Origin of the sequence: Fibrella musci, from assembly GCF_041321105.1 — a bacterium.
Lineage (GTDB): Bacteria > Bacteroidota > Bacteroidia > Cytophagales > Spirosomataceae > Fibrella > Fibrella musci.
Window position 1 is genome coordinate 234,574 of the sequence record NZ_JBGGWD010000005.1, and the last position, 12,329, is coordinate 246,902.

Consider the following 12,329-nt stretch of genomic DNA (forward strand, 5'->3'; position numbering starts at 1 on the left):
TCTGGCACGACTGGCCAGTTAGGGAATGGTAATTTTGTTAGATAAAGTTGGCTCAACCTATAGACGAGGTTCAACTTCTCAGTCCAATCTAACAATTAATAGTTCATTTCATGAATAACCTCTCTATCAGAAGGTTTTCATCAGCAGTACTGCTCAACGGCCTGAAGTCGGTGATTGCCTTGTTGCTGCTGGTGTTTTCGGGGATGCATCCGGCCCTTGCACAGGACCAGACCATCACCGGTACAGTTGTCGAAACCGATGGTACACCGCTGCCCGGCGTAACGGTAGCCCTCAAAGGCACCACGCGGGGCGCCAACACCGATGCTACGGGTTCGTACCGCATCGTAGCCCCGGCCAATGGCGTGCTGGTCTTCAGTTTTGTCGGTAAAAAACCGCTGGAGATCGCGATCGGCAACAAAACGGTTGTCAATGCAAAGCTGGAAGACGATTCGAAATCGCTTCAGGAAGTGGTCGTAACGGGGTATGGCACGCAGCGCCGTAAGGACCTGACTGGCTCGATCGCGTCGATTTCGGCCGAAGACTTTCAGAAAGGCAATATCGTCGCTCCCGAGCAGCTTATCGCTGGTAAACTCGCGGGTGTGTCGATTACGCCGCCGAGCGGTCAGCCGGGTGGTGGTAGCCAAATCCGAATCCGGGGTGGTTCATCGCTCAACGCCAGCAACGATCCGCTCGTGGTGATCGACAACGTACCTGTCGACAACAGCAACGTATCGGGTGCCGCCAACGCCCTCAGCCTGATCAACCCGAACGATATCGAGACCATGACGGTGCTGAAAGACGCCTCGGCCGCCGCTATCTACGGGTCACGGGCCGCCAACGGCGTTATCCTGATTACGACCAAGCGGGGTCAATCGGGTGCGCCACGGGTTAGCCTCAACCTTCAGGGCTCGGTCTCGCAGATCAGCAAAAAGCTGCCAGTCCTGACGGGTGACCAATACCGCGCCCTACTCAACGACAATTCGGCCGAAGCCAACTTTGCCAACGCCGATCAGCGTAAACTGCTGGGTACCGAAAATACCGACTGGCAGGATCAGATCTATCGCACCAGCTTCAGCAGCGATGACAACATCAGCGTAAGCGGCTCAGCTAAAAATATGCCGTACCGGGTGTCGTATGGGTATTCTACGCAAAACGGGGTGCTAAAAACGTCAAACTTTCAGCGTCACTCTGCGTCACTGAATCTCTCACCTAGGCTACTGAATAATAATCTTCGTATCGACCTGAACGCCAAAGGCTCGATCATCAGCAACCGGTTTGCCGATCAGGGTGCTATTGGTGCTGCCGTAAGCTTCGACCCAACGCAGCCCGTTTATAGCGGCTCCGATCTTTTTGGTGGCTTCAGCGAGTGGGTAACCATTCCCGTTGATGCTTCTGGAGTACCGATTCTGAGTCAGATTCGACCTAACACGCAAGCGACACGCAACCCGTTAGGTTTACTTTATGAAAAAGAAGACCGCAACAAGGTCAATCGCTTCATCGGGAATGCGCAGTTTGACTACAAAATTCCGGTTGTGCCGGGGCTGCGAGCTAACCTGAACCTGGCGCTCGATCTGTCGTCGACCAAAGGCACGATCTTCATTCCAGCCTATGCTGCTTCTAACTACGGTCGTGGATTGGGCCGTCCGGGCGTTACCGGCGACTTGACTAACACGGGCGGTACCAATAACCAGTACAGCCAGACGCGCGATAACAAAACGCTGGAGTTCTACCTGAACTACGCCCGTGATCTGAAAGACATTCGCAGCCGGTTCGACCTGACGGGTGGTTACTCGTACCAGGATTTTATCCGCGATACGCCAACGTACCCAGACAATCTGGCCAACGGGCAGCAATACAACCCCGCTGGCGTTCCCGGCTATACGCAGTACACGCTGCTGGGCTTCTTTGGTCGCCTTAACTACACGCTCAACGAAAAGTATGTGCTGACGGCCACGCTGCGTCGCGATGGCACCTCGCGTTTCGGTCCGGATGCGCGCTGGGGCTGGTTCCCATCAGTAGGTGCGTCGTGGAGCATCAAGGACGAAGACTTCCTGCGCAACTCGAAAACAATCTCGGCCCTGAAACTGCGCCTCGGTTACGGCGTAACGGGTCAGCAGGACATTTCGAACCTGACCAACGACTACGCGTACCTGCCGCGCTACACCATCTCGGACCCCACGGCACAGTATCAGTTTGGTAACACGTTTGTGCGCACGCTGCGGGCCGAGGGCTACGACGCCAACCTGAAATGGGAAGAGACTCAGTCGATCAACGCCGCCATCGATTACGCGCTGTTCAACGGCCGTATCTCGGGTAGTATCGACTTCTACGAGAAGAAGACGAAAGACCTGCTGGCTGTTGTGCCGGTACCGGCTGGCTCAAACCTGACCAACCAGATTCTGACCAACGTGGGGAACCTGCAAAACCGGGGTGTCGAATTCCTCATCAACACCACGCCGATTCAGCGCGAAGGGCTCTCGCTCGATGTAGGCTTCAACATTACGTATAACGAGAACAAGATCACTAACCTGTCGCGCGTTCCTGACCCGAACAACCCGGGTATTCTGGTAGGCGGCATCGAAGGTGGTACGGGCAATACCATCCAGATTCAGTCGGTTGGCTACCCGACCAACTCATTCTACGTCAATCAGCAGGTGTATAACTCGGCCGGCAAGCCTATCGAGGGGGTCTATGTCGACCAGAACAACGACGGACAGATCAACATCAACGACCGGTACCGCTATCAATCGGCCAACCCCAAAACGTTCATGGGCTTGACGTCGCAACTGACGGCGGGCCGATTCACGGCGGGTTTTGTGCTGCGGAGCAACCTGGGCAACTATGTGTATAACAATGTACGGTCTAACAAAGGCACGTACCAAAGTCTGGTTAATTCGCTTGGCTTCCTGTCGAACGGGTCGTCGAACCTGCTCGACACGCGTTTCCGCAATCAGCAGTTCTTCTCGGATTATTACGTAGAGAATGCCTCGTTCCTGCGTATGGATAACCTGACGTTTGGCTACAACCTCGGCCGGGCCGGTCTTGTGCGCAACCTGCGCCTGAATGCTACTATTCAGAACGTATTCGTGATCACGAAGTACACAGGCCTCGATCCTGAGATTGCCGGGGGTATCGATAACAATTTCTATCCCCGCCCCCGCACGGCATCGCTTGGTATCAACCTCGATTTCTAAACATTACCTCACCCCCGGCCCCTCTCCTCAACATGAGGAGAGGGGGGCATTCTCAGTAGGCAGACTACTGTAGCGCAACTCCCCTCTCCTTTTTTAAGGAGAGGGGCTGGGGATGAGGTCAACCAACATAACCATGTTTAAGTACACCATAAAAGTAGGCGTGCTGGCAGCCCTGATGGCCACGGCAACCGCTTGCGTGAATGACCTCGACCGGACGCCGAAATACGACGTCACCTCGGCTTCGGTCTACGAACAAGCGAGCAATTACAAATCGGTACTGGCCAAACTCTACGCCATCCTGTCGGTGAGCGGACAGCAGGGACCTTCGGGTAAGCCCGACATTTCGGGCATCGATGAAGGCACGTCGAACTACATGCGACTGCTGTGGAAATTGCAGGAACTGCCGACCGACGAAGCTAAGATTGCCTGGAACGACGCTACGATTCAGGACATCAACAAGATCACCTGGTCGTCGAGCGACGGGTTTGTGACGGCGATGTACAACCGGATTTTCTACATGGTGGCCCTGGCCAACGAGTTTATTCGCGAAACTACCGACGAGAAACTCAGCAGCCGCAACATCAGCGGGCAAGCCGCTACCGATGCCCGCACCTACCGGGCCGAGGCTCGTTTTCTGCGCGCGCTGGCTTACTACCACGCCGTCGATATGTTCGGCAGCGTGCCTTTCGTGACGGAAGCTGATGCACCGGGGGCCTTCCAGCCCCGTCAGGCTACACGGGTTGAGTTGTTCAACTACGTGGAAAGCGAACTGAAAGCGATCGAAGCCGAACTTGCCGCCCCCGGTGGTGCCGAATATGGCCGCGCCGACCGCGCCGCTGCGCAGGCCTTGCTGGCTCGCCTGTACTTGAACGCGCAGGTCTATACCAGCACGGCCCGCTATGCCGACGCTGTTACGTACGCCAAGAAGGTAATCGACGCGGGCAAATATACGCTCGACGCCAATTACGCGAACCTGTTTCTGGCCGATAACAACACCTCGAAAGAGATTATCTTCCCGATTACGTTCGACGGCACACGTACCCAGACCTACGGTGGTATGACCTTCCTGGTACATGCCTCGGTAGGTGGCAGCATGCCGATCAATCAGTTTGGCGTTGATGGAGGCTGGGCCGGTATCCGGTCGACCAAGAACCTCAACGACCTCTTCCCCGACCTGACGGGCACGGCCGACAAACGGTCGATGTTCTATACGGCTGGGCAGGAGCGTGAAATCACCGATCTGGGCAATTTCGCCAATGGCATCGCGGTGACCAAGTACAAGAACATTACCTCGGCAGGTAACGCCGGTTCATCGCTGACCTTCATCGACACCGACTTCCCACTGTTCCGGCTGGGTGAGATGTACCTCATCTACGCCGAGGCTGTATTGCGCGGTGGTACGAGTGGCGATGTAGCTACGGCCGTCAACTACGTAAACCTGCTGCGCGACCGGGCCAAAGCTGCCCGCGTGACGAGCATCAACCTCGATCAGATTTTGCAGGAACGGGGGCGCGAACTGTACTGGGAAGGCCTGCGCCGCTCAGACCTGATCCGCTACGGCCGGTTTACCGATGGAACGTACCTGTGGCCCTGGAAAGGCGGCGTCGCCAATGGCCGCGCGGTTGATGTCAGGTACAACCTGTACCCCATCCCTGCCTCGGATCTGGTTGCCAACCCCAATCTGAAACAGAATACCGGCTACTAATCACGTCTACGGTTGGCGGTTGGCGTTATGTCGACAGCCAACCGTAGATCATTAAACGAAACGAACTATGTTTACATCAATACAAAAGATAGCCCTTTTTGGCCTAGCCCTGGGGCTGCTGACGGCCTGCCAGAAAGATGGTGAGCAGCCTGTTCTGCCCGATACGCCGAGTGCCACCATTACGGCCACTCCTAGCTCGATGACGGTTGCCCCCGATCGCACAAACCTGACGGGTACCGCCCTGACAGTGCGCTGGAACGCGGTAAATTACGGGGTAACTGTTCCCGTTCGCCATGTGGTTCAGTTCGATAAGAAAGGGGGTAACTTCGCGGCTCCGGCCGAGATTTCAGCTGCTAACAGCACCAGCGTAGCCATTAGCAGCGCTGACATGAACAAAGCGCTGGTGCAGTTGGGCATTGCCCCCGGCACCACGGGGCAGGTCGATGCGCGCGTAAAGTCAGAAATCGTCACCATCCCGGATCGGGCCAATGTGAAGGCGTCTTACTCGCCTACCCTGACGCTGACGGGCACAGCATTCACCAACACCACGTACCTGTACGTACCTGGCGACTACCAGGGTTGGGCGCCTGACAAAGCACCCCGGCTGACCTCGCCCAACGGCGACGGTGTGTATGAAGGGTATGTGTATTTCTCGAAAGCCTCGCCGTTCAAACTGACGTCTGATCCCGACTGGAACCATACCAATTATGGCACGGGCGGCACAGGCAAACTATCGACTACGGGCGACAACCTGACCATAACCGAGGCGGGTTACTACCGTATCGAAGTTGACCAGAACAAACTCACCTGGAAAGCTACCAAAACGCAGTGGGGCGTCATTGGTGCCGCAACGCCAAAAGGCTGGGATGCCAGCACGCCGATGACGTTCGACCCGACGGCCAACACCTGGAAAGTGGATGTTGCGCTGAAAGCGGATGAACTCAAATTCCGGGCTAACGACGCCTGGGACATTAACATAGGTGACGACAAAGCTGATGGTATCCTGGAGTATAATGGTGCCAACATCAAGGTTGCAACAGCGGGGACCTATACGCTGACGCTCAACCTCAATGAGTACGGTAAATACACGTACACGTTGACCAAGAAGTAACCGACCTTTATTACTAACCTATGCTGCCAAAGCTCGCCGGGCGTATTGCTCGGCGGGCTTTTTTTATTCGATCTATTTAGCCTAAGTAATGCCGTAAAGCGGGTTGGGTACGTCTGGGTACGTGTCTTAGGTTGTGTCAGGTACGTTAGCTTGGGGGAACTGGCACGCCTATCTTTGTAGTATGGCTCTCCCCTCCTATGCCGCCCGCGTCCGCGACGGTTTGAACTTCGCCAGCAAATTAACGCCCCGGCGTATGGCCAATGCCCTGCGCGTACTTAGCAGTTTCTATGCCTCCCGGCGAAGTGGCCTGCCCGAGCAGCGCGGCCTGCCGGTATCGCTGTCGGTGGAGCCAACGACGTCGTGCAACCTACGCTGTCCGGAATGTCCCAGCGGGCTTCGGTCGTTTACCCGGCCAACGGGCATGCTGGGCGATGCGCTCTTCAAACGCACGATTGATGAATTGCACGATACCCTACTGTACCTGATTTTCTATTTTCAGGGGGAGCCCTACCTGCACCCGCAGTTTCTGGAACTGGTACGCTACGCCGCCGACCGGAAGATCTACACGGCCACCAGTACCAACGCCCACTACCTCACCGACGACAACGCCCGCAAAACGATCGAATCGGGTTTGGACCGGCTCATTATCTCTATCGACGGCACCACGCAGGACGTTTATGAACAGTATCGGGTGGGGGGTAAACTGGAAAAGGTACTCGAAGGCACCCGCAACCTGATGCGCTGGAAACGCGAACTGAAATCACGTACGCCGCATGTGATCTTCCAGTTTCTGGTGGTGCGGCCCAACGAGCACCAGATTGCCGAGGTACATGCGCTGGCTCGCGAACTAGGTGTCGATGAGGTGAAGCTCAAGACAGCCCAGATTTACGATTACGAACACGGCTCCGACCTGATGCCCACCCTCGAGCGGTATAGCCGCTACGCGCAAAAGCCCGACGGTACGTTTGGCATCAAAAACGCCCTACTCGACCATTGCTGGCGGATGTGGCACTCGTGCGTGATGACGTGGGATGGCCGCATTGTGCCCTGCTGCTTTGATAAAGACGCCGACCACCAGCTGGGTACGTTGCAGGAATACAGTTTCCACGACGTCTGGTTCAGCGAGGCTTACCGTCGCTTTCGCCAGACGCTCATTCAAAGCCGCGCCGAAATCGAGATGTGCCGCAACTGCACCGAAGGCGCGAAAGTCTGGGCGTAAAAAGGCCTTCGGCGTCATTGATGGTCATTTATTGTTTTTTTACAACGAATGACTATGAATGACCATCAATGACGCCGAAGGCCAATGACTGCGAAGCGCTTAATACCCCGGATTCTGGGTTAATGTTGCCTGATCCCCCTTCTTGCTGTTCAGAATTTCCTGAATCGGTATGGGGAAGTACTCGTGCTTGCCTTTTACGAACGTTACCCCTTTCAGGTAGGAACGCTTGCTGGCTTCACCAGCGTAGTAGGCGTTCAACGTCTGATCGGCAATACCCCAGCGCACGAGGTCGAACCGGCGGTGGCCCTCCATCGCAAACTCCAGCCGCTGCTCAAACTGCACGGCCTTACGCGCCGTGGCTTTGTCGGTCCAGGGCGTGTCATACGTTTTGATGACGTAGTTGGCAGCCGCTTTACCATCAGTCGTTTTTACGAACCCATCGGGGTTAGCAGCACGCTGCCGAATCTGGTTGACGTAGGCACGCGCTTTGTTCAGATCGCCGACTTCCACCTCAACCTCAGCCAGCCAGAGGAGTACGTGGCTGTAGCGGATCATCCGATAGTTGTTGGCGTTGAGACGGGCGTTACCAGCAAAGGTGTTGGTACCCACATCCGACCGATACATCACGTGCTTTTTCGGTGAATACGGACCACCATAGGCCTGATCGCGTACGTAGGCTTTGCCAGGGTGAACACCCCAGTCGAGGTACGGAACACCCCGGCGGCCAACCGTCCAGTCGAGTCGGGGGTCAACCGGGCCGGCGTAAGGCGTGAAGGGCGCGGTCGATTCGATATTCTGATCACTGGTTACGTCACTGGCATTGAATGTATCGAGCAGCGGCAGGCCGTTTTCGTTGGTCTTAAACGCATTGACCAGGTTTTGCGACGGCTGGAAAAAGCCGCAGCATGTGGTCACACCCCCACCGCCGTAGGGGTAGTTCAGCGTCGAGCCAGCGTTGCCGTTTTCCCCACCCGACGCGCCGTCGTTGACTGAATACTGCACCTCGAAAATCGACTCGGCGTTGTTGTTGGTGACCGCCTTGAAATTATCGTGGTAGCGATCCATCAGCTTATACTGGCCGCTGGCTACAATGGCTTCCAGCAACGGTTTGGCGTCGGCGGGCTTCTGCTGAAATAGATACGCTTTGGCCAGTGTTGCCGCTGCCGCCCACTTCGAGGCCCGGCCCACCTGCGTCTGCTTCGCGGGCAGCGCGTCGTAGGCGGCTTTCAGATCGGCCACAACGTTGGGCCAGATGTCGGCCGTGTTGGGTAGTTTCGTGCTTTCCAGATCGTTCGGATTGTATGTTTTTTCGTCGATGTACGGCACCTTGTTGAACATCTTCAGCAGTTCAAAGTGGTAGTGCCCGCGGAGAAACCTCGACTCGGCAACGAGTTGCTGCCGCTCGGCATCGGTCAGGTCGGTCGCTGTGGGCAGGGCTTGCAATACGTCGTTGGCCCGGGCGATGCCGTCGTACATCCCCCGCCATTTCCCCCGGAAATAGATGTTATCCGATTGAATCTGATGCTGTTCGATGAGCGAAATCGCCGGTTGGTCACCAGCAATTGTCCCTTTATAAGCATCATCGGAAGCCACACTGCCATACACCCAGTTGTCGGCCCCCGCCTGATACGACCGGTAAGCTCCTTCGGGCGTGGCCCAGCCGTCGAGCAGCGAGTAGGCACCAATCAGCAGGGCATTGACGCCCGCCTTGTTTTGTAGCGTGGTTACCGCCAGCGCGGCTTTCGGCTGCACATCCAGAAACTGATCGGAGCAGGCCGTTGCCATGGTGAGGCAAAAAACGGAAAGAAGTATTTTTTTCATGATCGTTTGACGAATTAGAAGCTCAGATTCAGGCCAACCAGGATTGTTTTGGCGACCGGATACGATCCGCCATCGACACCAATCTGCCGGTCGTTCCCAGCCGAGTAGCTACGCAGGTTGATTTCCGGGTCCATACCCGAATAGTTCGTGATCGTGAACAGGTTCTGACCCTGCACATAGACGGATGCCGACCCCATGCGTAGTCGCGACAGCAGCGTCTGCGGCAGGCTATAAGTCAGCTGTACGTTTTTCATCCGGAAGTACGAGCCGCTTTCCAGGTAATAGGTCGACGGCTGAATGCTAACCTGATCCGATGAACGGAGCTGTGGCAGCACGGCATCGGTGCTGCCCGGACGCCACGACTGGTAGAGCATGCGCGTGCTACGGTTGCCAGCAAACGTGGGGAAATCGGTCCAGTACTTCACATAGTTGAAGATCTGGTTGCCCTGCACGCCCTGCCCGAAGATGGTGAGCCCGAAGTTGCGGTAGTTCAGGCTCACGTTCAGACCATAGTTGAAGTTGGGGTGCGGGTTGCCGATAATGCCCTGATCTTTTGTATTGATGACCCCATCGCCATTTACGTCGCGAAACTTGAACCGGCCCGCCACGTTTTCGGTGGCGGCGTTGCCAAACTGCACCGGGTGCGCTTTGGCTTCTTCATCGCTCTGGAAAATCCCGTCGATGGTGTAGCCGTAGAACGACGAGATGGGATAGCCTTGCTGCGTCACCACGAAGTTCTGAATCCGTTCGTCGTTGATACCGAAATACTGGGTACCGGGGTCACCCGTGGTCTTCGTTACCACGTTGCGGTACGTACCCAGGTTAGCCGACACGTTGTAGGTCAGGCCCGTTGTCCCTACTTTATCGCCGTAACCGATCATCAGGTCAACACCCCGGTTACGCATCGAACCAATGTTCTGGAACGGGTTCACCGCCACACCCTGCGTGAGTGGAGCCGACACGGGAAAAAGCATATCGGTGGTGGTACGGGTGTACCAGTCGAAGCCCACATTCAGGCGATTGCGGAACAGTAGGGCGTCGAAGCCAATGTTCAGGCTGGTAGTCGTTTCCCACTTGGCGCGTGCGTTACCAAACTGCGTCAGTTCGTAGCCCGGCACGGCCGACGTGCGCGATCCGTTGATGTCGTAAAACGAGGTGATCGGGTTGGTGCTGAACTGGGTGAATGAGTTGTAGTTACCAATCTCCTGGTTGCCCGTTTGCCCGTAGCCAGCCCGTACCTTGAAATCGTCGATCATAGTCAGCGGCCGCATGAAGGCTTCTTTCGACAGTCGCCAGCCTACGCTGGCCGCCGGGAAGACCGCTGAGCGAAACTCCGGCGAAAACCGCGACGACCGGTCGCGGCGCACGGTCAGGTCGAGCAGGTATTTGTCGTCGAGGCCGTAGTTGAACTTGGCAAATTCAGAAGCCAGCCGCCAGTTCGACGCGCCACCGTTGTTGGTCTGCACGCCCGTACCGGCACTGAGGTAGCGGTTATCCAGATCGTCGATGGCGAAGTTGGTCCGGCTGGCGTCGAAGAACTCGAAATAGCTCTTGATGGCTTCCGTACCAGCAATGATGTTGAACCGGTGCCGGTCGCCAATGCTCGTATTATAGGTCAGCGTGTTATACCAGGTCCAGGTCCATTCGTAGTTGTTGCTGGTTTGCAGGCTGTTTGAGCCCCGCGCTTCGGCCGCTTCAATGTTGCGGATGGTGTAGTTGCGGTAATTAAAGAGGTTATAGTCAATACCGAAGCTGGTCCGGGCGGTCAGGTTAGGCAGAATGTCAACTTCAGCGTAGGCATTCCCGAACAACCGCACTTCTTTCTGCACGTTGTCTTTGTTGCGGTACAGCTCCGACATCGGGTTGAACGCATTGTCCAGATCGCCCCCCCGCGTACCCGCGAAGTTGCCCGCTACGTCATATACCGGAATGATAGGCTGAATACGGTAAGCAAACGAAATGGGGTTGCTTTCGGCGTTATTGCCATTCGGCTGCCCGATCCGCTCGCCGAATGAGGCCTGGAAGTTCTGTCCGACACGTACCCGCTTGTTTACATTGAACTCCGTGTTGGCCCGCAACGAGTACCGTTTGTAGCTCGTGTATTTCATGATCCCGTCCTGATCGAAATAGTTGAGCGACATGGCGTAGCGACCACCTTCATTGCCCCCAGACACCCCTAGCTGATGATTCTGAATGGGAGCCGGGTTGAAGATTTCTTCCAGCCAGTTGGTACCGGTCTTGTTGGCCGGCGTGATCAACAAAAACTTCGATGAGTTGATGTCATTGTTGTAGTTTACGTAGGTGCCGTCCGGGTTGCGGGCAACGCGTGGATCGGAAGCCGAGGCACCGCTGGGCAGGATGAAGTCCGGGATAAGGGGCGTTGGGCCATTGCCGAACTGCGAGTGGCTGGGGTTGCCATTGGCCGCCACCACGCCCGAGTTTTTGCGGGCTTCCCAGGTCAGCTGCGCATACTCGTTGGTGTTAAGCATATCGAGCAGTTTGCCGTGACGCTGAACGCCATAATAGGCATCGTAGGTGAACTTAGGCTTACCAGCCTTTCCTTTCTTGGTAGTGATGATCACCACCCCATTACCAGCCCGCGAACCGTATATCGAGGCCGCCGAGGCATCTTTCAGTACCTGTAGACTTTCTACGTCGTTCAGGTTCAGCGTGTTCAGGTTACCTTTTGTCGGAACTCCGTCGATGACGTACAGCGGTGAGTTGTCGTTGATCGTACCGAAGCCCCGAATACGAACCATTACGCCACCGCCCGGTGCGTTTTCATTGCCAACCGTCACCCCGGCAACCCGCCCCTGAAGTGCCTGCCCTACATTGGTGGCGGGCACCGACAGTAGTTGCTTGGTATCTACCGTTGCTACAGCCCCGGTGATGTCTCGTTTCGACTGAGCTCCATAACCTGTTACGACAACTTCATTCAGGTTTCGGATATCAGATTCGAGCGTGATATTCACCTCCGTCCGGTTACCGATGGTTATTTCCTGCGACGTAAAGCCGATGGCTGAAAACACCAGCACGTCCCGGTTGGTGGGTACGTTCAGCGTAAACTTTCCGTCGGCGTCGGTAGTGACGCCCGTGGCTGTTCCTTTTACGACGACGTTGACGCCAGGAATGGCTGCGTTACCGGTTTCGGTAACACGACCTGTAATTCGACGGTCCTGTGCCTGGCTGAGGAAACTCAGACACATGAACCATCCTACTAACAGCCATTGAAGGCTGCGTACCACAGTCTGGTAACGATGCTGCATGGTATAGGATTTG

The 12,329-nt window shown here is 56.0% G+C and carries 6 protein-coding genes; 4 read left to right on the forward strand and 2 right to left on the reverse strand.

Annotation, left to right across the window (positions count from 1 at the left end):
- Positions 1-110 precede the first annotated feature (110 nt).
- From ACAW74_RS17390 to ACAW74_RS17405, 4 genes are all read left to right on the forward strand, one after another.
- Entirely contained in the window at positions 111-3,194 is a 3,084-nt protein-coding gene (locus ACAW74_RS17390; protein ID WP_370699487.1) for a SusC/RagA family TonB-linked outer membrane protein, read from the forward strand.
- Between the two features lie 133 nt (positions 3,195-3,327).
- Positions 3,328-4,899, forward strand: coding sequence for a RagB/SusD family nutrient uptake outer membrane protein (locus tag ACAW74_RS17395; RefSeq protein ID WP_370699488.1), 1,572 nt, complete (start codon positions 3,328-3,330; stop codon positions 4,897-4,899).
- Positions 4,900-4,966: 67 nt separating this feature from the next.
- Entirely contained in the window at positions 4,967-6,010 is a 1,044-nt protein-coding gene (locus tag ACAW74_RS17400) for a SusE domain-containing protein (RefSeq protein ID WP_370699489.1), read from the forward strand.
- 181 nt (positions 6,011-6,191) lie between these two features.
- Positions 6,192-7,229, forward strand: coding sequence for a radical SAM protein (locus tag ACAW74_RS17405; protein WP_370699490.1), 1,038 nt, complete (start codon positions 6,192-6,194; stop codon positions 7,227-7,229).
- Positions 7,230-7,328: 99 nt separating this feature from the next.
- On the opposite strand, the gene ACAW74_RS17410 is transcribed toward ACAW74_RS17405, so the two are convergent.
- Positions 7,329-9,050 (reverse strand): RagB/SusD family nutrient uptake outer membrane protein, encoded by a 1,722-nt coding sequence (locus ACAW74_RS17410; protein ID WP_370699491.1) that lies wholly within the window; start codon positions 9,048-9,050, stop codon positions 7,329-7,331.
- Between the two features lie 14 nt (positions 9,051-9,064).
- A complete protein-coding gene (locus ACAW74_RS17415; RefSeq protein ID WP_370699492.1) occupies positions 9,065-12,316 on the reverse strand; it encodes a SusC/RagA family TonB-linked outer membrane protein in 3,252 nt (1,083 codons plus the stop codon).
- Positions 12,317-12,329: the final 13 nt, after the last annotated feature.

Coding starts and splice junctions, on each gene's coding strand:
- ACAW74_RS17390 (WP_370699487.1), top strand. CDS start 111: ATGAATAACCTCTCTATCAGAAGGTTTTCATCAGCAGTACTGCTCAAC.
- ACAW74_RS17395 (WP_370699488.1), top strand. CDS start 3,328: ATGTTTAAGTACACCATAAAAGTAGGCGTGCTGGCAGCCCTGATGGCC.
- ACAW74_RS17400 (WP_370699489.1), top strand. CDS start 4,967: ATGTTTACATCAATACAAAAGATAGCCCTTTTTGGCCTAGCCCTGGGG.
- ACAW74_RS17405 (WP_370699490.1), top strand. CDS start 6,192: ATGGCTCTCCCCTCCTATGCCGCCCGCGTCCGCGACGGTTTGAACTTC.
- ACAW74_RS17410 (WP_370699491.1), bottom strand. CDS start 9,050: ATGAAAAAAATACTTCTTTCCGTTTTTTGCCTCACCATGGCAACGGCC.
- ACAW74_RS17415 (WP_370699492.1), bottom strand. CDS start 12,316: ATGCAGCATCGTTACCAGACTGTGGTACGCAGCCTTCAATGGCTGTTA.